Annotated in this window: 20 protein-coding genes; 15 read left to right on the forward strand and 5 right to left on the reverse strand. The window is 67.0% G+C overall.

What is annotated here, in order from left to right; genetic code table 11:
• Window positions 1-14: 14 nt before the first annotated feature.
• The 4 genes from xerC to hslU all read left to right on the forward strand — a co-directional run bounded on the left by xerC (window position 15) and on the right by hslU (window position 3,919).
• Complete coding sequence (xerC, locus tag EO139_RS08005) at window positions 15-902, forward strand: tyrosine recombinase XerC (protein ID WP_126970137.1); 888 nt, start codon at window positions 15-17, stop codon at window positions 900-902.
• 163 nt (window positions 903-1,065) lie between these two features.
• A complete protein-coding gene (locus tag EO139_RS08010; RefSeq protein ID WP_241235933.1) occupies window positions 1,066-1,623 on the forward strand; it encodes a DUF1203 domain-containing protein in 558 nt (185 codons plus the stop codon).
• A 267-nt stretch (window positions 1,624-1,890) separates the two neighbouring features.
• Entirely contained in the window at window positions 1,891-2,442 is a 552-nt protein-coding gene (hslV, locus tag EO139_RS08015; protein WP_005997221.1) for an ATP-dependent protease subunit HslV, read from the forward strand.
• Between the two features lie 109 nt (window positions 2,443-2,551).
• Window positions 2,552-3,919 (forward strand): ATP-dependent protease ATPase subunit HslU, encoded by a 1,368-nt coding sequence (gene hslU / locus EO139_RS08020; protein WP_119129549.1) that lies wholly within the window; start codon window positions 2,552-2,554, stop codon window positions 3,917-3,919.
• 974 nt (window positions 3,920-4,893) lie between these two features.
• Here hslU and EO139_RS08030 read toward each other — a convergent pair.
• Genes EO139_RS08030 through EO139_RS08045 form a run of 4 tightly spaced genes read right to left on the reverse strand, consistent with a single transcriptional unit; the run spans window position 4,894 to window position 8,607 of the window.
• Window positions 4,894-5,349: a nucleoside deaminase gene (locus EO139_RS08030; protein ID WP_047126085.1), complete on the reverse strand. Its 456-nt coding sequence runs from the start codon at window positions 5,347-5,349 to the stop codon at window positions 4,894-4,896.
• Window positions 5,346-5,846, reverse strand: a complete 501-nt coding sequence (locus EO139_RS08035) for a GNAT family N-acetyltransferase (RefSeq protein WP_126970139.1) — start codon at window positions 5,844-5,846, stop codon at window positions 5,346-5,348. The genes EO139_RS08030 and EO139_RS08035 overlap by 4 nt, the downstream gene beginning before the upstream one ends.
• A gap of 26 nt (window positions 5,847-5,872) precedes the next feature.
• On the reverse strand, window positions 5,873-6,961 hold the full coding sequence (locus EO139_RS08040; RefSeq protein ID WP_126970141.1) for an HlyD family secretion protein: 1,089 nt from the start codon (window positions 6,959-6,961) through the stop codon (window positions 5,873-5,875).
• Entirely contained in the window at window positions 6,958-8,607 is a 1,650-nt protein-coding gene (locus tag EO139_RS08045) for an MFS transporter (protein ID WP_104583757.1), read from the reverse strand. Before EO139_RS08045 ends, EO139_RS08040 begins: the two co-directional genes overlap by 4 nt.
• A gap of 87 nt (window positions 8,608-8,694) precedes the next feature.
• Between EO139_RS08045 and ubiE the strand changes: the two genes are divergently transcribed.
• From ubiE to EO139_RS08100, 11 genes are all read left to right on the forward strand, one after another.
• On the forward strand, window positions 8,695-9,456 hold the full coding sequence (gene ubiE, locus EO139_RS08050) for a bifunctional demethylmenaquinone methyltransferase/2-methoxy-6-polyprenyl-1,4-benzoquinol methylase UbiE (protein ID WP_016903622.1): 762 nt from the start codon (window positions 8,695-8,697) through the stop codon (window positions 9,454-9,456).
• A 217-nt stretch (window positions 9,457-9,673) separates the two neighbouring features.
• The gene (locus EO139_RS08055; RefSeq protein ID WP_024940237.1) at window positions 9,674-10,564 is read left to right on the forward strand and encodes a GGDEF domain-containing protein; all 891 of its coding nucleotides are present in this window, start codon (window positions 9,674-9,676) and stop codon (window positions 10,562-10,564) included.
• A 240-nt stretch (window positions 10,565-10,804) separates the two neighbouring features.
• On the forward strand, window positions 10,805-12,766 hold the full coding sequence (locus EO139_RS08060; RefSeq protein WP_206515130.1) for a M1 family metallopeptidase: 1,962 nt from the start codon (window positions 10,805-10,807) through the stop codon (window positions 12,764-12,766).
• Window positions 12,767-13,193: 427 nt separating this feature from the next.
• Complete coding sequence (locus EO139_RS08065) at window positions 13,194-13,913, forward strand: hypothetical protein (protein ID WP_119129557.1); 720 nt, start codon at window positions 13,194-13,196, stop codon at window positions 13,911-13,913.
• Between the two features lie 150 nt (window positions 13,914-14,063).
• On the forward strand, window positions 14,064-14,687 hold the full coding sequence (locus tag EO139_RS08070) for an HAD family hydrolase (RefSeq protein ID WP_126970144.1): 624 nt from the start codon (window positions 14,064-14,066) through the stop codon (window positions 14,685-14,687).
• A 651-nt stretch (window positions 14,688-15,338) separates the two neighbouring features.
• Complete coding sequence (locus EO139_RS08075) at window positions 15,339-17,363, forward strand: methanol/ethanol family PQQ-dependent dehydrogenase (RefSeq protein WP_343136464.1); 2,025 nt, start codon at window positions 15,339-15,341, stop codon at window positions 17,361-17,363.
• Window positions 17,360-19,135: a quinoprotein dehydrogenase-associated putative ABC transporter substrate-binding protein gene (locus EO139_RS08080; protein ID WP_126970146.1), complete on the forward strand. Its 1,776-nt coding sequence runs from the start codon at window positions 17,360-17,362 to the stop codon at window positions 19,133-19,135. The genes EO139_RS08075 and EO139_RS08080 overlap by 4 nt, the downstream gene beginning before the upstream one ends.
• Before the next feature lie 25 nt (window positions 19,136-19,160).
• Window positions 19,161-19,817, forward strand: coding sequence for a c-type cytochrome (locus EO139_RS08085; protein ID WP_164739780.1), 657 nt, complete (start codon window positions 19,161-19,163; stop codon window positions 19,815-19,817).
• Entirely contained in the window at window positions 19,814-20,875 is a 1,062-nt protein-coding gene (locus EO139_RS08090) for a beta-propeller fold lactonase family protein (protein ID WP_126970150.1), read from the forward strand. The genes EO139_RS08085 and EO139_RS08090 overlap by 4 nt, the downstream gene beginning before the upstream one ends.
• 35 nt (window positions 20,876-20,910) lie before the next feature.
• Window positions 20,911-22,017: an S-(hydroxymethyl)glutathione dehydrogenase/class III alcohol dehydrogenase gene (locus EO139_RS08095; protein ID WP_115675998.1), complete on the forward strand. Its 1,107-nt coding sequence runs from the start codon at window positions 20,911-20,913 to the stop codon at window positions 22,015-22,017.
• Window positions 22,018-22,168: 151 nt separating this feature from the next.
• On the forward strand, window positions 22,169-24,460 hold the full coding sequence (locus EO139_RS08100; RefSeq protein ID WP_164739781.1) for a TonB-dependent receptor: 2,292 nt from the start codon (window positions 22,169-22,171) through the stop codon (window positions 24,458-24,460).
• Between the two features lie 83 nt (window positions 24,461-24,543).
• On the opposite strand, the gene EO139_RS08105 is transcribed toward EO139_RS08100, so the two are convergent.
• A complete protein-coding gene (locus EO139_RS08105; protein ID WP_104583766.1) occupies window positions 24,544-26,517 on the reverse strand; it encodes a sigma-54-dependent Fis family transcriptional regulator in 1,974 nt (657 codons plus the stop codon).
• Window positions 26,518-26,738: the final 221 nt, after the last annotated feature.

Consider the following 26,738-nt stretch of genomic DNA (forward strand, 5'->3'; position numbering starts at 1 on the left):
ACGAGGAGTCTGAGGTGGCGTCGGTCGACGATTTCCTGGCGTATCTGCAGATCGAGCGGCAGGTGTCTGCGCATACGCTGGATGCCTACCGGCGCGATCTTGCCGCGTTGGTGGGGTGGGCCGGCGAACAGGCCATCGACGATGTTGCGCAGCTGGAGAGCGCGCAGTTGCGGCAATTCGTCGCGGCCGAGCACCGGCGCGGCTTGTCGCCCAAGAGCCTGCAGCGTCGCCTGTCGGCATGCCGCAGTTACTACGCCTGGTTGCTCAGGCATGGCCGCATTGCCGCCAGTCCTGCCGCGGCGCTGCGTGCGCCCAAGGCGCCACGCAAGTTGCCGCAGGTGCTGGATGCCGACGAGGCGGTGCGTCTGGTCGAGGTGCCGACCGATGCGCCGCTGGGCCTGCGCGATCGCGCCTTGCTGGAGCTGTTCTATTCGTCCGGGCTGCGCCTGAGCGAGCTTTGCGCGCTGCGCTGGCGTGATCTGGATCTGGACAGCGGGTTGGTGATGGTGCTCGGCAAGGGCGGCAAGCAGCGCCTGGTGCCGGTAGGCTCGCATGCGATCGGCGCCTTGCGCCAATGGCTGCGCGACAGCGGCGGGCGTGCCGACACGCATGTATTCCCCGGCCGCGCCGGCGGAGCCATTTCGCAACGCGCAGTGCAGATCCGCATCAAGCAACTGGCGGTACGCCAGGGCATGTTCAAGGACGTGCATCCGCATATGCTGCGGCACAGTTTTGCCAGCCACATCCTCGAATCCTCCGGCGACCTTCGTGGCGTGCAGGAGTTGCTTGGGCATTCGGATATCGCCACCACCCAGATCTACACGCATCTGGATTTCCAGCATCTGGCCAAGGTCTACGACGCCGCGCATCCGCGGGCAAAGCGCAAGAAAGCCGCCGAGTAGGCGGGACGCAGCGCCTGACGTTGCGATGCCTGGTGCGCAGCGCAAGGATCTGCCGATTGCGTGATGGACAGCCACAGGCAGTTGATGCACGTCGCCGGCCGACCACCGCAGCTATCGCCTCTCCGCCGGTGCTAGAGGGGCTTGACCGCACTCAGGTGCTGCCATGTCCGAAGGCGGCGAGCAGGGCCGGCACGCGTGCGTCACGCTGCGCTTCCGCCTCTGGAAGATCGTCATGACCTCGTTTCGTTTGACCGGGCTCGATCCGGCCCTGTTCGCCCATCTGCACGGACTCGATGACGTTGCGTTGACCCGCCACCACGCAATGCGTGTGATCGCCGATGCCGATCACGGATTTCCGTGTCGTGTCAGCCTGCAGGATGCGCGCGCAGGTGAGCAGTTGCTGCTGCTGCCGTATCTGCATCAGGCTGCCGACTCGCCCTACCGCGCGAGCGGGCCGATCTTTGTGCGTGCCGCAGCGGTGCCCGCACGGCTGGAGCCCGATGCGGTGCCGGCTGCGATCCAATCGCGGCTGATCTCGCTGCGGGCCTACGATCATCGCCATCATCTGGTGAACGCCGAGGTGTGTGCAGGCGACCACGTCGCAGCGTGGTTGCACGCGTGCCTGGACGATACGCAGATCGCCTACGTGCACCTGCATCACGCCCGTCAGGGCTGTTACGCGTGCCGCGCCGATCGCGTTGCGGGGACTGAGCGTGATTGAAATCCTCGCCCAGCACCCCGGCGTGTGGCGAGGGTAGGCACGGGCGATGGATCGGCCGATGGCAGGCCGGATGTCGTGTAGACCGCGGCCCATCTGCCCGAAGCAGGCCTGCGGGCGCTGATGCGCCGAAGGTGCCGGGAGCAGTCCCGGGCGGACGCTGTCGCGCGCGTAGGGCGCACTCACCCCCGCCTAGATGCGGCGCCTGGTCGCAGCGCGCTTGAACCCGGCAGGGGCGTCCCCACCTCATGGGAAACCCCCGGAGGACCCATGGATCCCAGCCAGAATCCCAACATCGTTCACGCCACCACCATCATCTCGGTTCGGCGTGGTGGGCATGTCGCCGTTGCCGGCGATGGCCAGGTCACCCTCGGCCACACGGTCATGAAGGGCAATGCGCGCAAGGTGCGCCGGCTCGGCCGCGAGGGGCAGGTGCTGGCCGGTTTTGCCGGCGCCGCTGCCGATGCGTTCACCTTGTTCGAGCTGTTCGAAGCCAAGCTCGACAAGCATGGACAACTGACCCGCGCCGCTGTGGAGCTGGCCAAGGACTGGCGCACCGAGCGCCGCCTGGGCAAGCTCGAAGCGCTGCTCGCGGTCGCCGATAAAGAAACCTCGTTGATCATCAGCGGTACCGGCGATGTGATCGAACCGGAAGACGGCATCATCGCCATCGGTTCGGGTGGCTCGTACGCCTTGTCGGCCGCTCGCGCGCTGCTGGCGCACACCGAGCTCGATGCCAAGACCATCGCCACCGAAGCGATCAATATCGCCGGCGATATCTGTATCTATACCAATCGCAATGTGGTGGTCGAGGAGCTGTGAATCGGGAGTAGGGAATCGGGAATCGCAACAGCGGTTTCGGTTCCACCCCGACGACAGAGGCTCTTGATTTCGCGCTTGCGATTCCCCTTTCCCCATTCTCGATTCCCCAATGCCAAATCCCGATAGCTCAACCATGACTCCGCGCGAAATCGTGCAGGAGCTCGACCGTCATATCGTCGGCCAGCACGATGCCAAGCGTGCGGTTGCCATCGCGCTGCGTAATCGCTGGCGCCGCATGCAGCTACCCGAAGAGCTGCGCAACGAGGTGATGCCCAAGAACATCCTGATGATCGGCCCGACCGGCGTCGGCAAGACCGAGATCGCACGCCGCCTGGCCACGTTGGCCAATGCGCCGTTCGTCAAGGTCGAAGCCACGCGCTTTACCGAAGTCGGCTATGTCGGCAAGGATGTGGAGCAGATCATCCGCGATCTGGCCGATACCTCGGTCAAGCTGTATCGCGAACAGGCCAAGGTGCGCGTGCGCAACCAGGCCGAAGAGCGCGCCGAAGATCGCATCCTGGACGCGCTGCTGCCGCGCCGTGCGGCCGGGATCGGCTTCGATCCGGAAGCAGCACGCAACGAGCCCTCGTCGCAGGACAACGACACCCGCATCAAGTTCCGCCGCATGCTGCGCAGTGGCGAACTGGACGAGCGCGAGATCGAGCTGGAAGTGGCGGTCAATGCCAGCATGGACATCATGACCCCGCCGGGCATGGAAGAAATGGGCCAGCAGTTGCGGCAGATGTTTTCCAACCTGGGCAGCGGCAAGTCGCAAAAGCGCAAGCTCACCATCAAGGCCGCGCGCCCGCTGCTGATCGAAGAAGAAGCCGGCAAGCTGGTCAACGAAGACGATGTGCGCACGGCGGCGATCGAAGCCTGCGAACAGCACGGCATCGTGTTCATCGACGAGATCGACAAGGTGGCCAAACGCGGCGAAGCCGGCTCCAATGGCGGCGATGTCAGCCGCGAGGGCGTGCAGCGGGATCTGCTGCCGCTGGTGGAAGGCTCCAACGTGTCGACCAAGTACGGCACGGTCAAGACCGACCATATCCTGTTCATTGCCTCCGGTGCGTTCCACCTGGCCAAGCCCAGCGATCTGATTCCCGAATTGCAGGGCCGTTTTCCGATCCGCGTGGAATTGACCGCGCTGACCAAGGCCGATTTCGTGCGCATCCTCACCGAGCCCAAGGCGGCGTTGATCAAGCAGTACGAGGCCCTGCTGCAGACCGAGGGCGTGCGCCTGACCTTCGGCGCCGATGCGGTGGAGCGCCTGGCCGAGATTGCCGCACAGGTCAACGAGCGGCAGGAAAACATCGGCGCGCGCCGCCTGCACACGGTGCTGGAGCGTCTGCTCGATGTGCTGAGCTACGAGGCACCGGACCGTGACGGGCAGAGCGTCACCGTCGATGCGGCCTATGTCGATGCGCAGCTCGGCGAGCTGGTGCAGGATCCGGACCTGAGCCGCTACATCCTCTGATCGCAGCGCATTTGCGCGCAGATGCGCAATGCAATGCGCGTATGGCGTCTGCCGTGAAATGCAGTGCAAGCGCGGCAGAAACGCATCACGGGACGATGCAAGCTGGCCGCATGCTGGCAGATGCAGTCAAAAAGCCGAGTCGGTGGAGGGCGCGATGCCCTCACCGCTTGCGGGACACGCCGTGAATCCATCCGTGGAGGCTCGGTGGCGGCATCCATGCCGCCACACGGTCCCGCAACCGGCGAGGGCACCGCACCAGACAATTGGTCGGCGCTTAGTTGAAAAGCTGTCTGCGTTGTGGCGTGCATCAGACATGGAGCCGAGGCTTCATGATCGAACGAGGCGCATCCAGCACTCGAGGCGCATCCAGCACTGCTCTGCCATGCACACCGACCATCTCGACCGGCCCTTGCCCGCTCACCGTCGCGGGACCCTGAGCGGCATGGATGCCGCGCCGGAGCCTACAAGGACGTACTTGCGGCGTGTCCCGCGATGGTGGGCGGGCAAGGGCCCTGCAGCACACTCGCAGCGCCGAGCGCGCTGCGCCCTCACCGCTTGCGGGACACGCCGTGAACCCATCCCTGGGGGCTCGGTGGCGGCATCCATGCCGCCACACGGTCCCGCAACCGGCGAGGACACCGCACCAGACAATTGGTCGGCGCTCATCTAAAAAAGCTGTCTGTCGTGTGGTGTGCATCAGACCTGTAGCCGATGCTTCAATGATCGAACAAGGCGCATCCAGCACCGCTCCATCATGCACACCGACCAACTCGATAGGTCCTGCCCGCCCATCGTCGCGTAAGGGCCTACAAGGACGTACTTGCGGCGTGTCTCGCGATGGTGGGCGGGCAAGGGCCCTGCAGCCAGGTTGCAGATCACTCCCTGCAACGAAGGCGCAGATCATCGGCTCTGCAATTGGCCCTCACCTTGGCAGCCACCTGCACTGCACAGCCAATCTAAATCCGGCAAACCGCTCAGTCCTCGCCGATATCCTCGTTCCACACGTCCGGGTTGGCGGCGATATAGCCGCCCAGCAGGTCGATGCATTCCTGGCTCTGCAGGTCGATGACAGTGACGCCATGCTCGCGCAGCCAGGACACCCCGCCCTGGAAGGTGACCGACTCGCCGACCACCACGGTGCCGATATTGAACTGGCGCACCAGTCCGCTGCAGTACCAGCAGGGCGCCAGCGTGGTGACCATGATGGTGTCCTTGTAGCGGCGCTGACGGCCGGCCTTGCGGAAGGCATCGGTTTCGCCATGCACGGAAGGATCGTTTTCCTGCACGCGGCGGTTGTGACCACAGCCGAGCAGGCGCCCGTCGTTGTGATACAGCGCCGCGCCGATCGGGATGCCGCCTTCGGCCAGGCCCTGGCGGGCTTCGGCAATGGCGGTATCGAGCAGGGCGCGGTAGTCGGGGGTGGTGATCATGCAGGCTCCTGGGTGGCAGCGTCGGCGCGACGCAGCATGTCGATGTGGGGAATGCCGTCTTCCAGATAGGGGGCGGACGAGGGCGTGAAACCATGTGCGGCGTAGAACGCCTGCAGGTGCGCTTGCGCGCCGAGTTGCACGGCACTGGCAGGCCAGTGTTGCTGCACCACGCGCAAGCCTTCGCGGAGCAGTGGATGGGCAAAGCCGTGCCCACGCTGCGCGGCGGCAATCACCACCCGGCCGATGCTCGGCTCGGGATAACTCACGCCTGGCGGCAAGACGCGCAGATAGGCAGCCAACGCATCATCGTCGGTACTGCCGAGCAGATGCAGCACACCTGGCAGGCTGTCCTTGCCATCCAGCTCCGGGTACGCGCACTGCTGCTCCACCACGAACACGTCCGAGCGCAGCCGCAGCAGCGCGTACAGCTGCGTGGTGCTCAGTTGGTCGAAGCGCAGGCATTGCCAGTGCAGCGAGGGTAGGGGCAGGGACGACATCAGCGCATCATAGCGGCTGCGTCGCCTCAGTCGACCGCACTGTCGGTGTCGATCGCCACCACCACCGACATGCCCGGGCGCAGCCGCGGTGCCAGCGGCTGGTCGGGATCGACGCTGATGCGCAGCGGAATGCGCTGGGCGATCTTGACGAAGTTGCCGGTGGCATTGTCGGCCGGCAGTACGCTGAATTCCGAGCCGGCGGCCGGGGAGATGTCCTGCACGCGCCCGTGCAGGCGCGCATTGTCCAGCGCATCCACGGTGAAGCTGGCGCGCTGCCCGATGCGGATCCTCGCCATCTGGGTTTCCTTGAAGTTGGCCACGATCCACAGCGTGTCCGGCACCAGCGCCATCAGCTGCGTGCCATTGGTGACGTAGGCGCCCTGGCGTACGCCGAGCTGGCCGAGCTGGCCATCGCGCGGGGCAAGGATGCGGGTGTTGTCCAGATTGATCTGCGCCAGTTGCACCGCCGCCTGCGCGTTGGCCACTGCCGCTTCCAGCGCGGCGCGATTGACGGTGACGCTGCGTGCGTTTTCTTCGGCGGCCTGCACCGCGGCACGTGCCTGTGCCACGCCGGCATCGGCCTGCGCCCGTGCGGCGAAGGCGGTGTCGCGGTCCTGTTCGGAGACCAGTTTCTGGTCGGCCAGCTGCTGCGCCCGCGCATAGGCCGAGCGGGTGCGGTCGCGCTGGGCCTGGTTGCTGCTCAGTGCGGCACGTTGTTCGGCGATGGTGGCAGCGGCGCTATGCCGCTGCTGGTCCCAGTTGGACAGGTTGGCCTGCGCGGTCTGCAGTTGCGCCCTGGCCTGCTCGAGCTGCTGGGCGTAGATGCGGTCGTCGATTCTGGCCAGCAACTGGCCGTGTTTGACGTGCGCGAAGTCCTGCACCGGCACCTCGGTGACGTAGCCGCTGACCTGCGGCGCGATCACCGTGATCTGGCCATGCACCATCGCGTTCTCGGTGCGCTCGACGGCGCTGACGAAGGGCGGCAAGCGCCATGCATACAGCACCAGTGCGACGCCGAGCAGGGCCAGCCCGCCAAAGCCGATCACGCCACCGATGCGACGACGTCTGCGACGTTGCCGATCGGCAGCAGAGGTTGAATCTGCAGGTGTATTCATGGGCGTGGACTGGAAGCAGGAGAAGGGGGCGAAGCGGGTGGGCGCAGATAACGCCGCCACACCAGCACGGACAGGATCCACAGCCCGGTGGCGATGGCGATGCAGCCGATCAACAGGAACACGTCGTTATAGGCGAGCACGTTGGCCTCGCGCGTGGCCACGCTGCCCAGGGCGCGGACACCCTGGGCCTGGCGCAGGGCCGGGTCGCCGATGCTGCGGCCGTACAGGGTGGCATAGGCCTGCACGCGTGCGGCCACTTGGGGGTCGGTCAAGGTCAGATGCTCGACCAGCTGGCTGGAATGGTATTTCTCGCGTACGACCTGCACGGTGCCGAGCAGCGCGCTGCCGAGCAGGCCGCCCATGTTCTGCGCCATGCCGAACAGCACGATGAAGCTGATCAGGTTGGCCGGCTGCGCAATGACCCGGCCCAGCCCGGCCACCATCGCCGGGCCGATGAAGAAGGTGCTGCCAAAGGCGAGCAGGAACTGGCTGAGGTACATCTGCTCCGGGCGGGTGAGGCTGGTGGCATGGGCATCCATGAAGCAGCCGATGCAGATCGCCGCCACCGCGATGATCAGGTGCTCGGCCACGCGCGCCGGGTTGATCAGCCACGCGCTGGCGGCCACGCCAACCACCGCGCCCAGCAGCATCAGCACGAACAGGGTTTGCAACTGCGTGTTGGCCAGCCCCAGGGTCTGGAAGAAGCCGATCGCGCCGGTGCTCTGCTCGGACAGCACCAGCCGGATCAGCAGGATCGCCAGACCCAGCCGCAGCATGTCGCCGCTGGCTAGCCAGCGCGTGTTGATCATCGGGTTGCGGCGGTTGTGCTCGATCCACGCCGCCGTGCACAGCAGCACGATGGAGGCCGCCAGCACCACGCCCAGCCACGGCGTGCTGGTCCACCACAGTAGCCGCCCCAGCGACAGCACCGCCGCCAGGCCGGCCGCACCGGCCGCGAACAGGCTGAAGGTGAGGAAATCCAGCGGCTCGAACACGCGATAGCGATCGCTCGGCGGCAGCTTGAGCGCCAGCACGCAGGCCAGCGCGAACACCGCCAGGCCAAGTTCGAACAGGTACAGGCCCTGCCACTGTGCAAATTCCAGCAGATCGGTGGAGAACACCCGCGCCAATGGCAGCGCCAGCTGGGTCACCCCCAGCCCGGTCACCACGGCCTTGAGCCGGTACCGGGCCGGAAACGCCTGGATCACGTAATACAGCCCCAGCGAACTGAGCGCCGCGCCCACCAGTCCATGCGCGGCACGCACGGTGATCGCCGAGCTCAGGCTGTGCACGAACAGGTGCGCGAAGGCGATGACCGCATACAGCGCCAGGAAGATCTCGGTGAAGCGCCGCAGCCCGAACTGCTGGCGGAACTTCACCAGCAGCAGGTTGGCCGACATGTTGGTCATCACGTAGGCGGCCGGCAGCCAGGCCATTTCGGTGGCGTAGGCGCCCAGCGTGCCCTGCAGATAGGTCAGGTTGGCGGTGACCAGCGCATTGCTCAGCCCGCCGGTCAGCGCCACCACCACGCCCACCAGCCCGTACTGGATGCGGCGCCGGGTGGAATGCAGGGGCGTGGAGGCCGACCCGGGCAGGGTGGGCTTCTCGTGGGGCTGCCAGTCGCGCTGGACGTACTTGTCGTGCACGCAGGGCTCGCAGGGCCGGTCGCAGGGAAGACAGCGATTGTGGTCCGGTTGCGGTCATGGCGGCGTCAGCAGTGCGATAATCCGCCCATGAGCGAATCCCCCTATACCTCCGGTACCACCCATTTCGGCTTCCGCGATGTCGCTGCCAAGGACAAGCAGAAGCTGGTCGGCGAAGTGTTCACCTCGGTCGCGCGCAATTACGACCTGATGAACGATCTGATGAGTCTGGGCGTGCACCGAGCATGGAAACGCTACTTCGTGGCGACCGCGCAGGTGAAGCCGGGCGACCGTGTGCTGGATCTGGCCGGCGGCACCGGTGACATCGCCGTGCTGCTCAAGGAGCGCGTCGGCAACGAAGGCGCGGTGGTGCTGGGCGACATCAACGCCGGCATGTTGTCGGTGGGCCGCGACCGGCTGACCAACCGCGGCCTGGTGGCCGGCTTCGATTACGTGCAATGCAATGCCGAGGCGCTGCCATTCCCGGATCAGAGCTTCGATCTGGTGACCATCTCCTTCGGCCTGCGCAATGTCACCGACAAGGACGCCGCGCTGCGCGAGATGTACCGCGTGTTGAAGGTGGGCGGGCAGGCGCGCGTGCTGGAATTTTCCGAAGTCACCGCCGACTGGTTCAAGCCGATCTACGATTTCCACTCGTTCAAGATCCTGCCCAGGCTGGGCCAGCTGTTCGCGCGCGATGCCGACAGCTACCAGTACCTGGCCGAAAGCATCCGCAAACATCCGCCGCAGGAATCGCTCAAGGGCATGATGGGCGAGGCCGGGTTCGCGCGTTGCCACTACAAGAATCTGACCGGCGGCATCGTGGCGATCCATTCCGGCTACAAGATCTGAACCGGATCGGGCGGGTGCGTGTCTGAGCATCCCGCCCGGCGCACATCCCGCGCCGGGTACCGCGCGCCGGACATCGCACGAGCACGCCATGCTCGTGTTCGCTTGCCGCACGATTGCAGTCTGCGCGTGTGCGTTTGCCGACAAACTTTTGAGACTCCCGTCGCGTCGGCTCCACCAACGGTCGGCGACACTAGGCGCTCTTTTGTCGGAGACGTGGATGCGCTTGTACGCAGGGTTGTCGCGCGTGTTTCCCCGCTCCTTCAGTGCCAAGCTGCTGGCGGTGACCTTTGTCGGCATCCACCTGCCGCTGCTGTTGTTGATCGCCTGGCTGGCCGCGCAGAGCGAGTTGAGCGGGCGCCCGCTGTGGTCGGTGGTGATCGTGGCGCTGCTGGCCACGCTGGCAGGCACCGCGGCCACCTTGTCGGCGCTGTATCGCCTGCTCGCACCGCTGCGCATCGCCGCCGACGCCCTGGATGCGTATTACGCCGACCAACGTCTGCCCAGCCTGCCCGAACATGGCGACGACGAGCTGGGGCGCTTGCTGCGCGGAATCAATCGCAGCCTGCGTGGCATCGATGCCGGCATGCGCGATCTGAAGAAGCATGCCTTGTTCGACCCGCTGACCGAGGCCTTGAACCGGCGCGGTTGCGAGCAGGCGATGCGCGATTCGGTCACCGCCGCACAACGCGAAGGCTGGCCGTTCGTGTTGTTCGTGCTGGACATGGACAACCTCAAGCCGATCAACGACCGCTTCGGCCATCTGGCCGGCGATCGCGTGCTGGTAAGGCTGGTGGAGTCGGCCTACGGCTGGCTGGGCGCGCAGGACTGGATCGGGCGCTGGGGCGGCGATGAATTCCTGATCGGCGTGCATGCCAGCGAAGACGACGCCACGCTCAAGCTCAATCAATGGCTGTCGATGCTCGAACGCGAGGATGCCGACGAGGCGCCGCTGCATGTGAGCGCCGGCAGCGCGGTGTGCGAGCGGGGCCTGGATGCCACTGAGCTGTATCGCCGCGCCGATGCGGCGATGTATCGCGCCAAGTTTTCCGGCGGCCGGCGTCTGGTACGCGACGGGCATGACAGCCCGCGCAGCCATCCGGTGGTCTAGGCGCGATCCGGAGATCACCTGGCGGGCGGGCCGCAGGCTGCTGCGCGGCTGCGCACCGGCGGCATGCATCACGCTACCGCTGCGGCGGGCGCAGACGGTTCGCGCCGGCCCAGGCAGCGACATGGGCGTGGTCCTTTGCCGCCGCAGCTTGACCAGCCGCCAGGTGCTCGCCTGGCGCCACACGGGCAGGCAAAGGCCCGTGGCGTTAAAATGCCCAATTCCCTCGCTGCGGTGCCGTCGATGCGCTTCCCGTTCCTGTCGCTGTCCCTGGCCGTGTCCATCGCGCTGGCCGGCTGTTCCAATGAGTCCACGCCGCCGGCCGCCAGCACCGCCGCGCCGGCCACCACTGCCAAGGCCCCCGTGAAAGCAGACGCCCGCAACCACGATGAGAGCTCCTACGCCCAGCCGCAGCTGGTGGTCATCAAGGATCTGGCGCTGGACCTGAAGCTGGACTTCGACAGCAAGCAGATCGGCGGCACGGCCACCTATACGCTGCAGTGGAAGGACAAGGCCGCCAAGCAACTGGTGCTGGACACGCGCGAGCTGAGCATCGCGCAGGTGCAGGCCGACGACGGCAAGGGCGGCCTGGCACCGCTGCAGTTCGCGCTGGCGCCGGCCGACAAGACCTTCGGCAGCAAGCTCACCATCGAAGCGCCGACTCAGCCGGCCAAGGTCGTGATCACCTATCACACCGCACCGACCGCCTCCGGCCTGCAGTGGCTGGAGCCGTCGATGACCGAAGGCAAGCAGCTGCCCTTCATGTTCAGCCAGTCGCAGGCGATCCACGCACGCAGCTGGGTGCCGTTGCAGGACACCCCGAGCGTGCGCTTCACCTACAGCGCGCATGTGACCTCGCGCCCGGACGTGATGGTGCTGATGAGCGCCGACAACGACCCCAAGGCCGCGCGCGACGGCGACTACAGCTTCAAGATGCCCGAGCCGATTCCGTCCTATCTGCTGGCGATCGCCGCCGGCGATGTGGTGTTCAAGCCGATTTCCGCACGCTCGGGCGTGTGGGCCGAGCCGGCCATGGCCGACAAGGCCGCCAAGGAATTCGAAGACACCGAAAAGATGATCGGCGCCGCCGAAAAACTCTATGGCCCGTATCGCTGGGGCCGTTACGACATGCTGGTGCTGCCGCCGTCGTTCCCGTTCGGCGGCATGGAGAATCCACGCCTGACCTTCGCCACGCCCACCGTGATCGTCGGCGACAAGTCGCTGGTCTCGCTGGTGGCCCACGAACTGGCGCATAGCTGGTCGGGCAACCTGGTGACCAATGCCAGCTGGAAGGACATCTGGCTCAACGAAGGCTTCACCACCTACGTGCAGGCGCGCATCACCGAGGCGCTGTACGGCGCGGAGATGGCCGAGATGGAGCGCGAGATCGACCAGGGCGATCTGCTGGCCGAAGTGAAGGACATGGCGCCGGCCGACCAGGCGCTGGCATTGCCGCCGCTGGCCGAGCGCGACCCCGACGAGGCCCTGAGCCAGGTGGCCTACGTCAAGGGTGCGTGGTTCCTGCAGTTCCTGGAGCAGCGCTTCGGGCGCGCGGTGTTCGACCCGTTCCTGCGCGGCTGGTTCGACGATCATGCGTTCCAGAGCGCCACCACCGACCAGTTCGTCGACTACCTCAGGAAGAACCTGCTGGACAAGCATCCCAACACGGTCAGCGCGGCCGAGGTGGATGCGTGGCTGAAGCAGCCGGGCATCCCGGCCTTCGCCACCAAGGCGCGCTCGCGCAGCTTCTCGATCGTGGACACCGCGCGCATTGCCTGGAGTGGCAGCGGCACGCTGCCGAGCAAGCAGGTCACCGGCGAATGGGGCACGCAGGAGTGGGTGCACTTCCTCAGCGGCATGGGCGCCACGCTCAAGCCCGAGCAGCTCAAGCAGCTGGATGATGCCTATCACTTCACCGGCACACCAAACGGCGAGATTGCCATGCGCTGGTACCCGCTGGCGATCCGCAGCGGCTACACCGATGCGCGCACCGCCGCCGGTGAGTTCATCGAACGCGTCGGCCGCCGCAAGCTGGTGCTGCCGATCTACACAGAACTGCTGAAGACCCCGGACGGCATCGCCTTTGCCGAACAGGCCTTCGAAAAGGCCAAGCCCGGCTACCACCCGATCACCACCGCATCGGTGGCCGAGATGATCGCCAAGGCCAAGTCGGCACCGCCGGCGCAGCCGCAGCCGCAGCCGTAATGGCAGAGGAGGGCGGTGCAGACGCCCTCCGTCGCTTCCATCGCCGCATCGTGCCTGCAATCACCGCCGTAGGAGCGCACCCGGGCGCGACAGGCTTTCCCGGTGAAACCCGATCGCGCCCAGGTGCGCTCCTACGATGCGGGGTGGCTGATCGCGGGTGGTGCGGCAGGCCGGTATCGTTGCCGCTGCCGTCCATGCCTTCCGGAACCGACGATGCAGTCGCGCCGTGGTGCATGCCCGCCCGCCGCTTCCATCGCCGCATCGTGCCTGCAACCACCGCCGTAGGAGCGCACCCGGGCGCGACGGGGCTCCACCGGGAAAGCCCGTCGCGCCCGGGTGCGCTCCTACGCTTTGCGGCGGTTGATCGCGGGGCATGCGGGCAGGCTGGTATCGTTGCCGCTGCTTTTCATGCATTCCGGAGTCGACGATGAAGTATCTGCTGAGTGCGGCCTTGTGCGTCGCTGCAGTGAGTGGCTGTACTGATCGCGAGGCGCAACGCCAGGCGCAGGAAACCGCGCAGGCGCAAGCCAAGGAACACGATGCCGATGCACTCGCCAAGCAATACGACGAGGCAGTGAAGGCCGAAAACTGGGACATGGCGCGTGCGCATGGCGCCGCGGTGCTGGAAGGGTTTCCGGGCACGGCGGCGGCCATACGTATCGAGCCCGGTTATGCCGACATCAAGGCCAAGGGCGAACAGGCGCGCGAACTGCGCCGCATGCAGGCGTTGTGGCAGTACTCGCAAGTGCCGGCCAAGGGCGGCACGCAGCGCTCGGCGATGATCGATGCCAAGAGCCGCGTGGATGTCGACGGCAGCGGCCCCAAGCCGGTGAGCCTGGTGTTTCGTGATCACCCGCAGTGGAAGCGCCACAGCTATCTCGTGCTCAAGGCCGGCGACTTCAACTGCTATCGCGGCTGCAAGGTGCAGGTCTCGGCCGATGGTGGCGCACCACGCGCGATGGCCGCGCACCGCCCCGATACCGACGAAGCGATCGCGATGTTCATCGACGATGACAAGGCGCTGTGGACGCTGGTGCGCAACGCCAAGCGCATCAGCATCGCGTTCCCGGTGAAGGCCGGCGGCACCCGCACGGCAGAGTTCGACGTGGGCGGCCTGGAGACCACCCAGATGCCGGGCTGGAAGTAGGCACGACCGCCGGCTGCCTGGCACCGGGCGCGCGCTCGGTGTACGGCATCGGCATGCACTGCTGGTCCATTGGGGTGAATGCGCCAGGTGTGGGTTCACCTGGCGACGGCTTGCGGTATCGCGTCAACCATCTCTCGAGTGTTTGCACGTATGGACGGTAGGACCATCCCACAGAGAACGCCCGCACTTTCCACCTACCGCCATTGGGTGTTCGACATGGACGGCACGCTGACCGAAGCCGTGCATGATTTCGCGTTGATCCGGCGTACGTTGGAGATTCCGCCCGAGGCGGACATCCTGCATCACCTGGCAGCGCTGCCGGCCGAGCAGGCCGCAGCCAAGCATGCGTGGTTGCTCGCGCACGAGCGCGAACTCGCGCAGGCCGCACAGCCGGCACCCGGTGCAGTGGCATTGGTGCACGCGTTGCAGGCCGCCGGCTGCCGGCTGGGCATGCTGACCCGCAACGCGCGCGCGTTGGCGCAGGTAACGTTGCAGGCGATCGGCCTGCACGATGCGTTTGCCTGGGACGACATCGTCGGCCGCGATGAAGCTGCCCCCAAACCCGCACCCGACGGCCTGCAGTACTTCGCACGACGCTGGTCGGTGGAGGGCGCGGCCCTGGTCATGGTCGGCGACCACCACAACGACCTGGCCTGCGGTCGTGCAGCCGGCGCCCGCACCGTGCTGGTCAACACGCCCGGCGATCCGTGGCCCGGCCTTGCCGACTGGCGATTGCAGGATTGCACGCAGTTGCTGGCGCAGTGGAACCGCTAGCGTGAGGTTTGGCGAGTAGGCCAGGCGCGCGGAAGGATGGATCGCGACGTGTGACTGGCCGCGTGTCGCTGGAGGTTGCTTGCGATCAGGACATCGTCATCGCATTGGACCCCGTCATCGCATTGGAAGAGTGGCATGCGCCCGAGAGGCGTGGACGCTGCTGAATCCTGCAACGCGTCATCGGCAAGCCGGACACCACACGGGCTGTCTGCGCCGTCAACGCATCCACCCGTCGGGCAGCGTCTCCCGATGGCAGAAAGAAATGCGGCGGCACCTTGGTCAACCCTGTCGTACGGTCTGTGGATGATCTGCGGCATTGAGTTGCACGAACCAGAGACAAGCATGTCGCCTCGCGCAAGCTGAGTTCATGGCACCGGCTGACAGGCCGTTCCACATCCGCTGCGCCACCAATGTCACAGCACGCCCGGCGCAAACTGTGCCAGAACCGTGACAGCGCGCCTGACGCAAGCCACTGCCATCACTGCAGATGCCTGCTGCTACGACATGGTGCGTCGCACCAGTACGCTGGCATGGCGTTTGCTCTTTCCCTCTCGACGTTTTCCGACGTCCGCGACGCAACTGGCGGGTGCAACGCCGGCGTCGCGGGATGTTTCAACCGACTGGTTGTTCAATCGAGAGGGGTAGACGCACATGCACCAATCTTCCTGCCGCAGCCTGCGCAGCAGTGTGCTGCTCATGCTTGCGCTGAGCGCCGCGCTGGCCGGCTGTAAAAAAGAGGCCGCCACCGAGACCGCTGCGCCGGCACCGGCCGCTGCACCCGCCGCTGCGCCGCCGGCCGCCGCCGTGGTCGATACCGATGGCGAGTTCACCACCAATGCCAGCAATCCGGACAACTGGGGCGGCATCGGGCGCGACTTCGCGCTCACCCGGCACAGCCCGCTGGCCGAGATCAATCGCGACAACGTCAAGAACCTGAAGATGTCGTGGGAAATGAAGACCGATGCCACGCGCGGCCACGAAGGCCAGCCGCTGGTGATCGGCAGCATCATGTACATGGTCAGCGCGTATCCGAACAACGTGTTCGCCATCGACCTGGCGGCGCAGGACGACGGCGGCAAGGTGCTGTGGAAATACACCCCGCAGCAGGACGAGCGCTCGGTGGCGGTGGCGTGCTGCGATACGGTCAACCGTGGCGCCTCGTATGCCGATGGCAAGCTGGTGTTCGGCAGCCTGAGCGGCGATGTGATCGCACTCGATGCCAAGACCGGCAAGGAAGTGTGGAAGCAGAAACTCGCGCACCCGGACAAGGGCGAGACCATCACCATGGCGCCGATCATCGCCGACGGCAAGGTGGTGGCCGGCATCAGCGGCAACGAGTTCGGCGTGCTCGGGCGCGTGGCCGCCTACAACCTGGCCGATGGCAAGCAGTCCTGGTCCTGCGATGCGGCCGGCACCGACAAGGCGATCTGCCTGGGTGCGGATTTCAACAAGGCCAATCCGCAGCACGGGCAGCTCGGCGATCTGGGCGTCAAGACCTTTCCCAACGACGAATGGAAGCGTGGCGGCGGCGCGGCCTGGGGCTGGTACAGCTACGACCCGAAATTGAAGCTGCTGTATTACGGCACCGGCAATCCCGGCCTGTGGAGCCCGTCGTATCGCTGCGGCAAGACCTCGCAGGAGGAATGCAACAACGGCGAGCATGACAACAAGTGGTCGATGACGCTGTTCGCGCGCAAGATCGATACCGGCGAAGCGGTGTGGGGCTATCAAAAGACCCCGTTCGACCAGTGGGATTATGACGGCATCAACGAGCCGATCCTGGTGGACCTGAGCATCGACGGCAAGCAGGTGCCCTCGGTGGTACAGTTCGATCGCAACGGCTTTGCCTACGTGCTCGATCGGCGCGACGGCACCTTGCTGCGCGCGCACAAGTTCGTGCCGGCCAACTGGGCCGAACGCATCGACATGAAAACCGGCCGCCCGGTCAAGGTGGCCGCGCATTCGCCGCTGGAACGCGGCAGGAAAGTGCAGGCCTTCCCCTCTGCCATGGGCGGCAAGGACCAGCAGCCGTGCTCGGTGGATCCGGCCAACTCCGCAGTGTTCTTCTGCGGCACCAACAACTGGCACATGGAGCTGGAACCGCAGGAACGCGGCAACACCATGATGGGCCTGCCCTACGTGTTCGCCAACGTGATGATGAAGCCCAACGAGCCGGGTGCGCTGGGCATCGTCAAGGCCTTCGATGTGGTGGAAGGCAAATCCAAGTGGGAGATCAAGGAGAAGTTCCCGGTGTGGAGCGGCACCCTGGTCACCGACGGCGGGCTGGTGTTCTACGGCACGCTGGACGGCTGGTTCCGTGCGGTGGACAAGGACACCGGCAAGAAGCTGTGGGAGATGAAGCTGCCCTCCGGCATCATCGGCAACCCGATCGCCTACAAGGCCAACGGGCACCAGTACGTGGCGGTGTTCTCCGGCATCGGCGGCTGGATCGGTCTGCCGGTGGCCGCAGGTCTGGATCCGTCCGATCCGTATGGCGCGCTGGGGGCTGCGGGGCTGGCGTTCGGCGCCGGCTTCGACAAGATCCCGCTCGGCGGCATGGTGCACAGCTTCCGTATCGATGGTGCGGGCAAGACCGTGGCTGCCGGTACCACCGCCACCGCCACCGCAGCGGCAGGCGGCGGCGCGGCCAACGCCGTCGCGAAGACCGCACGATGAGATCCACGCAAGGCGTTGGACGCGCGCACCGGCAGTTCGCTGCCGGTGCGCGTGGCATGCCCCGGCATCTGCACAAGATGCTGGTGGTTTGCAGCCTCGGACTCGTCGCCGCAGGCTGCACACGCGAGCCGTCCTCACCGACGGCTCGCGCTTCTGATTCCGCAGCGGCGCCCACAGCGGCGGCTGCCTCCAGTGCACTGCCGGCTTCGGCGCAATCGACGGCAAGCACGCCACCGCCTGCGCCCGATCCCGCGGTGCTGCGCGTGTGTGCCGACCCGGGCAACATGCCGTTGTCCAACAAGGCCGGCGAAGGCTTTCAAAACAAGATTGCGCAGGTGGTGGCCGAGGCCATGGGCCGTCGCCTGGAATACGAGTGGCGCACCTACTACCAGCGCGGGCTGGCGCGCAGCACCATCACTGCCGGCCGCTGCGACGTGCTGATGGACCTCAACAGCGACTTCGAGCAGGGCCTGACCACACGCCCGCTGTATCGCTCGGCGTATGTGCTGGTGACGCGCAAGGGCCTGGATCTTGTGCCGGCCTCACTGGACGACCCGGCGCTGAAGAAGCTGCGGCTGGGCGTGTTCCAGAGTTCGCCCGCACGCCAGGCCCTGTACGAGCACGGCATCAGCGGCGAGGTGCAGTACCTGTTCTACGACTCGGCCACCGCGCCGGAAGAACATCCCGGCAAGCTGGTCGAACGCGTCGCCGCCAATGAACTGGATGCGGCCGAATCCTGGGGCCCGGTGGCCGGCTACTACGCCCAGCGCAACGGCCTGGGCGTGGTGCCGCTCAATACCATCGACGATGCAGTGCTGGAGTATTCGATGGCGTGGGCGGTGTCGCGCAAGAATGCGCAGTTGCGCGATGCCCTGAACACGGCGATGCAGCAGAGCGCGGCAAACATCGCGCAGATCCTGCGCAGCTATCACGTGCCGCTGGTGCGCTGCAGCGAGTGCGTGGTGAGCGGCGATCTGGCCGCGCATGGGCCGTATGCGACGCCGACGCCAGTGTCCAAGGCGCCAAGCCCGGCCGCATCCTCGCAGCAACTGGCGCAGCTGCAACTGCGCATCGCCGACGGTGCCGACGCGAACCAGGAGCTGGCGCATGCGCTGGATGCCGGCGATGGCGTGCGGGCGGCGTGGCTGTTGCGGCATGGCGCCGATGTCAATCGGCCCAACCTGCTTGGCGAGCCGCCGTTGCACCAGGCCATCCGCAATCAGGAACCGGAGCTGGTGGGTCTGTTGCTCGATGCCGGCGCAGCCCTGGATACACGCGATGCCGGTGGCTGGACCGCGTTGATGAAAGCCGCATGGGCCAACGATGCCGACAGTGTGGCCAGGTTGCTCGGCAAGCGTGCGTCGGTGGACACCGTCTCCGGCGACGGCTGGAGCGCGCTGGAGCTGGCGGTGGCCTACGCCGATGTCGGCGTGGTGCAGGCATTGCTGAAGGCAGGGGCGGACGTGCGGCGTGCCAATCCCGGCGGCTTCACCCCGGTGATGTTTGCGGTGGCGCGCGAGGACCCGGCGATTCTCGATGCGGTGCTGGCCGGCGGCGCCGAGGTCGGCCACGCGAATCAGGCTGGTGTCACTGCATTGATGCTGGCCGCCGCGGCCGGGCGCGAGGCGGTGGCCAGGCGCTTGCTGGCGGCCGGCGCAGACCCGTCCGCACGCAATCGCGACGGCAAGACCGCCGCCGCATTGGCGCAGGCACGCGGCGATGGCGCGCTGGCCGCGCTGCTCACCCAGGCCAGGCACCCGTCCCGGCAATGACTGTGTCACCCGCCGCGCGCACGGGGTGCGCGGTGTTCCCTCCGACCAGAAAGGTTCGTTCATGCGCAAGTCCACCGTGGGTTGTTCCGATCGTTCCATGCGCGCACCGCTGTGCGCGGTGATGCTCAGCGTCGTGCTGGCCGCCTGCGGCAAGCCGGCACCACCGCCCGCGCCCGAGGCGGCCGCTGTGCCGGCCGCCGCCAGTCCACCTGCGCCGGCCGCCACCGGCGCCGCCGCGCCGGCGCCCGCAGCGGCGCCCGCCGGGATGCCCAACCCGGCCGCCGGGCCTGCACCGGATCCGGCCACCCCGCCCGCAGCGCCGGCCTCCGTCGTGGCGATCCCGAAGGGGCCGGAGGTCAAGGTCACTCCCGAACTGATCGCCGAAGGCAAGAAGATCTATTTCTCGGCCGGCTGCAATGCCTGCCATGGCGGCACCGGTGGCGGCGGCATGTGCCCGCCGTTGACCAACGACATCTGGGTGTATGGCAGCGACGACGACACCTTGCGTACGCTGATCAGCGAGGGCACCGCCGCGATGATCACCCACGGCAAGACCCGCATCGGGCATGAGAAGGTGGTCGGGCAGATGCCGCCGTTCGCGCCGGTGCTTAAGCCGGGCGACACCGAGAAACTGCTCGCCTTCATCCACTCGATCAACAAGACCGCGGGCAAGGCGCAATGAGGCCAGCGCCCATCGGGTGGCAGCGCGTCCTGGCGACCACCGCGCTGGGCGTGCTGCTGGGCCTGGCCGGTTGCCGGCGCGATGCGCAGCCGCCCGCGGCAAACGCTGCGCCGGCGACAACGACGACTGCGGCTCCTGCAGCAACACCGGCGCCATCGATGCCGCCGGTGTTTGCGTATGTTCCCAATCAACGCAGCGGTACGGTATCGGTGATCGATACGCACAGCGATACGGTGGTGCGCACGCTCAGCGCGCAGGGGCAACTGGGCAAGCGCTTGCAGCAGGTGTTGCCGGGCCCGCACGGGCATCTGTACCTGATCGATGCCGAGCATCATCGCCTGATCGAACTGGATACCGAAAAGGACGCGGTGCTGCGCAGCGTGCAGATCGGCGAGAACGCCGAGGGCATCGCGCTGTCGCCGGACGGCAGGCAGTTCGCGGTGTGCGTGGAAGGGCAGAACCAGGTGATGCTGATCGATGCGGCGCAGTTCCGCGTGCAACAGGTGATCGCCACGCGCGGGCAGGCGCCGGAACATTGCGCCTACACGCCGGACGGGCAGTGGCTGCTCACCAGCAACGAGGGTTCCAACGACATGGACATGATCGAGCTGGCCACCCATCGATCGCGCGGCGTGGTCGCCACCAGCGGCCATCCGCGCGGCATGGCGTTCGCGCCTGACGGGCACAGCGTCTACATCGCGCAGGAAACCGCCGACGTGGTAGACGTGATCGACCTGCAGGCGCGCCGACGCCGCGCCAGCCTGCCGGCCGGCGTACGCACGGCGGGCGTGGCGTTGTCGGCCGATGGCACGCGGCTGTATGCGTCCAACGGCGGTGCCGGCACGGTCAGCGTGATCGATACCCAAAGCGCGCGCAGGCTTGCCGAGATCGCGGTGGGGCTGAGGCCGTGGAATCCGGCGCTGACCCCGGCCGGCGACAAGCTGTATGTCGCCAACGGGCGCTCGAACACCGTGAGCGTGATCGACACCGTCGCGTTGCGCGAGATCAAACAGATCCCCGTCGGCGACCTGCCGTGGGGCGTGGTCATCGCGCGCTGAGCGGCGGCCATGCCGACGCGCGCCAGGGGGGCCGGATGAAGACACGCGCTGCGGTGGCATGGGGTCCGCACCAGCCGCTGACCATCGAAGAGGTGGACCTGCAGCCGCCGCGGCCCGGTGAGGTGCTGGTGCGCCTGGTTGCCACCGGTATCTGCCACGGCGATGCGCATGCGTTGGCGCACGGGCAGGCGAGCAGCTTTCCGGCGATCCTGGGGCAGGAGGGCGCGGGCATCGTCGAGGCAATCGGCATCGGCGTCACCAGCGTGCAGCCCGGCGATCACGTCATCCCGCTGTACATGCCCGAATGCGGTGTGTGCAAGTTCTGCCGCTCCGGTCGCACCAACCTGTGCCAGGCGATCCGCAGCAGCCAGGAGCGCGGCCTGATGCCCGATGGCAGCAGCCGGTTCTCGTTGCACGGGCGGCCGATCCTGCACCACATGGGCACCAGCACGTTTTCCGAATACACCGTGGTGCCGGAGATCGCGGTCGCGCGGATCCCGCCGGATGCACCGCTGGATCAGGTCTGCCTGCTTGGCTGCACGGTCACCACCGGCGTCGGTGCGGTGCTCAACAGCACGCATGTGCGGCCCGGCGACTGCGTGGCAGTGTTCGGCCTGGGCGGCATCGGCCTGTCGGTGGTGCAGGGCGCGGTGCTGGCGCAGGCCGGGCGCATCATCGCGGTGGATATCGACCCGGCCAAGTTCGCGCTGGCGCGTGCCCTGGGCGCCACCGATTGCCTGGACCCGCGCGACTACGGCGCGCCGATCCAGCAGGTGATCGTGGACCTCACCGATGGCGGCGCCGACCACAGCTTCGAATGCGTGGGCGATGTCGGCGCGATGCGCGCGGCGCTGGAGTGCTGCCACAAGGGCTGGGGCGAGAGCGTCATCCTCGGCGTGGCCGACGACGCGCAGGAAATCAGCACGCGCCCGTTTCAGCTGGTGACCGGGCGGGTGTGGCGCGGCAGCGCGTTCGGCGGGGTGAAAGGGCGCAGCGAGCTGCCCGGCTATGTCGCGCGCTATCTGCATGGCGATCTGCAGCTGGCCCCGTTGATCACCCGCATCCTGGCGCTGGACGACATCAATCAGGCGCTGGCGGATCTACGCGCGGCGCGTGGCATCAAATCGATCGTGCTTTATTGAGGGAGACGACATGAGGTCGACGCATCACTTACCGTGGGATCGCAGCACACCGCCGCTTCGCGTCGCACACCATGGCCGCGATGCATTGCAACGACATCGGCTTGCCTGCGCCTGCGCAGCGCTGCTGTGCGCTGATACGATCGGCACTGCGATGGCCGAAGACGCGCCGCAGGTGACCTGGCTGGACCGCATCGAGGTCACCGCCACGCCGATTCCCGGCACCACCATCGACGCGGCGCAACTGCCTTACATGGTGCAGTCGGCCACCGACAGCGCGTTGTCGCGCGGGCGCAGCAACAACCTTGGCGACCTGCTGCAGCGGCGCTTCGTCGGCGTGGATGGCAACGACGTGCAGGGCAGCGCGTTCCAGAACGATCTTACCTTCCACGGCTTTCGTGCCTCCGCCTTGCCGGGCGCCTCGCAGGGCGTGTCGGTGTATCTGGATGGGGTGCGTTTCAACGAACCGTTCGCCGACATCGTCAGCTGGGACATGCTGCCCGAGTCGGCCATCAATGCGGTGACGCTGATGCCCGGCTCCAATCCCTTGTTCGGGCCGAACACGCTCGGTGGCGCGGTGGTGCTGTCCACTGCATCGGGCCTCACCGCGCCGGGATTGCAGGGCGAAGCGAGCATCGGCAGCGGTGCGCGCAAGCGCCTGGATGCCAGTTATGGTCTCGCCAGCCAGGACGGCTGGCATGGGCTTGTCGCGGTCACCGGCTTCGACGAGAACGGCTGGCGTGATGCCTCCGAGGGCCGCCTGGGCACCGTGTTCGGCAAGGTCGGCAAGCAAGGCGAGCAGACCGACTGGAGCCTGTCGGTGCTGCACGGGCGCAGCCGCCTGATCGGCAATGGCCTGCTGCCGGATACGCGCTACACCGACGATGGCCCCGAGCCCGGCCTGTATCGCGCCGACCGCCGCGCGGTGTACACCTCGCCCGATCTCACCCGCAATCGCACTACGCTGTTCACCGCGCAACTGGACCATCGTTTCGATGCGGACACCGCATTGCATGCACTGGCTTATTCGCGGGTGGGCCGCCGCGACACCGTCAATGGCGATATCGGCGAGGACTACGAGGAATTCGTCGAGGAATGCGCCTCCGGTTACGCTGCCGACGGCAGTGCGCTGCATGCCGAGTGCGATGTCGCACGCGCCGATGCCGACGCCCTGCCCACCGGCGCGCTCAACACCACCCAGATGCGCCAGGAGGCGCAAGGCCTGGCAGTCAACCTGAGCAGGCAATGGGGCGCGCATGCGCTCAGCACCGGCGTGACCTTTGATCGTGGTCATGTGCGCTATCGGCAATTCGCGCGCGATGGCTGGGTCCAGCCGGACCGCTCGGTCGCTGCCGATCCGGATGCCGGGCGTGCGTTCTTTTCCGGCGTGCGCGGCAGCACCAAGACGCTGGGTGTGTTCGTCGCCGACACCTGGGCACTGGACGCTGCCACCCATCTCAGCGCTGCAGTGCGCTGGAACCATGTGGTGGTGGACAACATTCTCTCCACTGCCGACGACGGCGACCGCCCACGCGAGCGCTTCGTCTACGCCAAGGCCAACCCATCGTTGGGGCTGACCCATCGGCTCGCTTCGGGGCTGACGCTGTACGGCTCGGTCGCACAGAACAGCCGTGCGCCCACCGCGATCGAACTGGGCTGCGCCGATCCCACCCAGCCGTGCCGATTGCCGACCGGCCTGCAGGCTGACCCGCGCCTGGAGCAGATCGTTTCGCGCACCTACGAACTGGGTGCGCGCTGGACACCGTCGACCGACAGCAGCGCGAGCGTGTCGGTATACCGCGCCGACAATCGCGACGATATTTTGTTCCTGCGTGCGCCGGACACGCAGCTGGGTTACTTCGACAATGTCGGCCGCACCCGCTACCAGGGCGCGGACCTGGCGCTGCGCCTGCACAGCGGCGACTGGCACTGGTCGGCCGGCTACAGCTTTCTGGATGCGACCTACCGCAGCGATGGCGAGCTGCTGTCCGGCGAGCGCGTGATCGCCTTGCGGCCGGGCCTGCGCATCGCCGCGTTGCCGCGTCACAACCTCAAGCTCGGCGTGGAATGGCAGCGCGATGCGCTGACGCTGGGCGCCGGGGTGCGTGCGGTGTCCGGGCGCGTGGCCAGCGGCAACGAGGATGGCCAGGTCGACAACGCCGAAGACGGCGAGCCCGCACCTGCGCGCATCGACATCGGCACCGCCGGCTATGCGCTGGTGGACCTGCAGGCGCGTTGGCAAGTCAGTGCGCGGCTAGCGCTGTTCGCCCGCGTCGACAACGTCTTCAACCGCCGCTATGCAACCTACGCGGCAGTGGCCGAAGACGTGTTCCCCGATGGCGAACTGGCGCGCCCGCAGGATGCGCCGGTGGAAACCGGCCCGGCGCGGTTTCTCGCACCGGGCGTACCGCGGCAGTATCTGATCGGGGTGCGTTGGGCGCTCTGATCGCAGAGGAATGGGGAATTGGGAATCGGGAATAGGTGAGTGCAGGGCGTTAGCTCTACGATTCCCCATTCCCCATTCCCCATTCAACCGGTATCCAGGCCGTGCTTGCGCAGCTTGCGATACAGCGTATTACGGCTGATACCCAGCGCATCGGCGGTGCGGCTGACGTTCCAGCGGTGGCGTTCGAGTTGTTGCTGCAGCACCAGGCGTTCGGCCTGGTCGAGTGCGACGCGGCCGGGCATGTCGTCGGCGGCCACCGCGCGGCCATCGACCAGGCACGGTGCACTGCCGGCATCGACGATTTCCTGCGGCAGATTCGGCAGGCGGATCACCCCGTCGCTGCACAACACCGCCGCCGTGCGCAGCACATTGCGCAACTGGCGCAGGTTGCCCGGCCATGCGTAGCTCAGCAGTTTGTGCATCGCTTCTTCGCTGATGCGCACGCTGTGCTCGCTGTTCTCCTCGCGCAGCAGGGTGCGGATCAGCTCGGCCTTGTCGCTGCGCTCGCGTAGCGGCGGCAGATGCAGCACCACGCCATTGAGCCGGTAATACAGGTCCTCGCGAAACTCGCCGGCCGCCACCCGCTGCGCCAGATCGCGGTGGCTGGCACTGATCACGTGCAGCTCCAGCGGCACCGCGCGTTCGCTGCCCAGCGGGGTGACGCATTGTTCTTCCAGGACACGCAGCAGGCGGCTCTGCAACGGCAGCGGCATGTCGCCGATTTCGTCCAGGAACAGCGTGCCGCCGCTGGCCTGCAGCAGCTTGCCGTGGCGGCCTTCGCGCGCGGCATCGGTGAATGCGCCGCGGGCATACCCGAACAATTCGCTCTCGATCAACGCCTCGGGAATCGCCGCGCAGTTGATCGCCACGAAGGCGCCGCCCGCCCACGGCGAGCCACGATGCACTGCCTTGGCGAATTCCTCCTTGCCGGTGCCGGTATCACCACGCAGCAGGATCGATACGCGATGTGCGGCCAGCTTCAGCGCATTGGCCAGGTTGTGGCGCATGCGCGAATCCGAGCCGACGTGCTCGCCGGGTTGCAGCTCGGTATCTGGCGCCAGCTGCGCCGGCCCGCCCACCGCCGGCAACGCGGGGCGCGCACGCGGCGGGCGCACCAGCGCGTAGAAACGCCGCCCGTGGCAGGCGCAGCGGATCGACCACAAGGTGCCGGCATCGCTGCCGGCGCGGTGCTCGAGGGTGTCGAAATCCAGCTGCATCACCTGCGCGATGTTGCGGCCCACCAGCTGGCTGCGATCGAGCTTGCCCAGTTGCTCCAGCACCGCCTCGTTGACTGCCAGCACGCGACCGTCGGTATCGATCGCAATCAGCGCCTCGTGCAGCAGGCCGGCGAACTCGGGCCGGCTATGGAAGCGCAGGATGAAGGCATGGCCGAACTGGTTGAGGAAATGCGAGCGCGAGATCTGCGCCGCCGACATGCTCACCAGCGCCACGGTGTGGCGCTGGGTCTGCTTGCCGTCCTGCGCATTGGGGGTGGAGGCATCCAGCACCGCCAGCAGGCCGCCGTGCGGGTCCAGGATCGGCGCGCCGCTGCACGACAGCGGCAGATGGCGGGTCAGATAATGTTCGCCACGATGCACGCTCACCGCAGTGCGCTCGGCCGCGCAGGTGCCCAGGCCGTTGGTGCCTTGATGGCACTCGGCCCAGCTGGCGCCGCAGAACAGACCGGCCTGGCGGAATTCGCGCAGCAGGGTCGGGTCGTGCACGCTGTGCAGCACGGTTGCCTCGGCGTCGGCAAAGATCACCGCATAGCCGCTGCCGGCGATCTGCTCGTAGAGATTTTCCATCTCCACCTTGGCAATGCGCAGCACATCGCCCAGGCGTTGCTGGCGCTCGCGCACGTGCAGCGCATCGTGCACCAGCGGCTCGGGGGCTGCCTCGGGCAACAAGGCGTAATCGTCCAGGCAGCGCCGCCACGAGCGCGACAGTGGTGCGGCAAGCGGCGCAATGTCGCGCAGCCGGCGGATCTGCCGGAGCGCATCCGGTTCGATCTCGGGCAGGGCGATGGACGTGGCGGCGACAACGCTTGGCTCTGACATGGGCCAGCGTTCCTCAGTGGGCGCGAAGCGTCAGTAGAGGCACAGATCGCTGCCATGCTCAAACTGCATTGCAGCAAATTGCGGTGCAGACGAGCCCCTTTCCTGCGGGAGAGGGGTTGGGGTGAGGGGACGGTGCGAAGCCCGGTGCTGTTCAACCTGCACGAGGCTTCGCCCGTACCCTCATCCGCCCCTGCGGGGCACCTTCTCCCGAGGGGAGAAGG

Source organism: Xanthomonas sp. BRIP62411 (genome assembly GCF_003993525.1).
Taxonomy (GTDB): Bacteria; Pseudomonadota; Gammaproteobacteria; order Xanthomonadales; family Xanthomonadaceae; genus Xanthomonas; species Xanthomonas euroxanthea.

What these genes read in the sequence shown, in the direction of transcription:
- EO139_RS08095 (WP_115675998.1), top strand. Translation starts at nt 20,911, where the DNA reads ATGAAGACACGCGCTGCGGTGGCATGGGGTCCGCACCAGCCGCTGACC.
- ubiE (WP_016903622.1), top strand. Translation starts at nt 8,695, where the DNA reads ATGAGCGAATCCCCCTATACCTCCGGTACCACCCATTTCGGCTTCCGC.
- EO139_RS08070 (WP_126970144.1), top strand. Translation starts at nt 14,064, where the DNA reads ATGGACGGTAGGACCATCCCACAGAGAACGCCCGCACTTTCCACCTAC.
- EO139_RS08035 (WP_126970139.1), bottom strand. Translation starts at nt 5,846, where the DNA reads ATGTCGTCCCTGCCCCTACCCTCGCTGCACTGGCAATGCCTGCGCTTC.
- EO139_RS08080 (WP_126970146.1), top strand. Translation starts at nt 17,360, where the DNA reads ATGAGATCCACGCAAGGCGTTGGACGCGCGCACCGGCAGTTCGCTGCC.
- EO139_RS08065 (WP_119129557.1), top strand. Translation starts at nt 13,194, where the DNA reads ATGAAGTATCTGCTGAGTGCGGCCTTGTGCGTCGCTGCAGTGAGTGGC.
- EO139_RS08010 (WP_241235933.1), top strand. Translation starts at nt 1,066, where the DNA reads ATGTCCGAAGGCGGCGAGCAGGGCCGGCACGCGTGCGTCACGCTGCGC.
- EO139_RS08030 (WP_047126085.1), bottom strand. Translation starts at nt 5,349, where the DNA reads ATGATCACCACCCCCGACTACCGCGCCCTGCTCGATACCGCCATTGCC.
- EO139_RS08100 (WP_164739781.1), top strand. Translation starts at nt 22,169, where the DNA reads ATGGCCGAAGACGCGCCGCAGGTGACCTGGCTGGACCGCATCGAGGTC.
- EO139_RS08055 (WP_024940237.1), top strand. Translation starts at nt 9,674, where the DNA reads ATGCGCTTGTACGCAGGGTTGTCGCGCGTGTTTCCCCGCTCCTTCAGT.
- EO139_RS08090 (WP_126970150.1), top strand. Translation starts at nt 19,814, where the DNA reads ATGAGGCCAGCGCCCATCGGGTGGCAGCGCGTCCTGGCGACCACCGCG.
- hslV (WP_005997221.1), top strand. Translation starts at nt 1,891, where the DNA reads ATGGATCCCAGCCAGAATCCCAACATCGTTCACGCCACCACCATCATC.
- EO139_RS08060 (WP_206515130.1), top strand. Translation starts at nt 10,805, where the DNA reads ATGCGCTTCCCGTTCCTGTCGCTGTCCCTGGCCGTGTCCATCGCGCTG.
- hslU (WP_119129549.1), top strand. Translation starts at nt 2,552, where the DNA reads ATGCCAAATCCCGATAGCTCAACCATGACTCCGCGCGAAATCGTGCAG.
- EO139_RS08075 (WP_343136464.1), top strand. Translation starts at nt 15,339, where the DNA reads ATGCACCAATCTTCCTGCCGCAGCCTGCGCAGCAGTGTGCTGCTCATG.
- EO139_RS08040 (WP_126970141.1), bottom strand. Translation starts at nt 6,961, where the DNA reads ATGAATACACCTGCAGATTCAACCTCTGCTGCCGATCGGCAACGTCGC.
- EO139_RS08105 (WP_104583766.1), bottom strand. Translation starts at nt 26,517, where the DNA reads ATGTCAGAGCCAAGCGTTGTCGCCGCCACGTCCATCGCCCTGCCCGAG.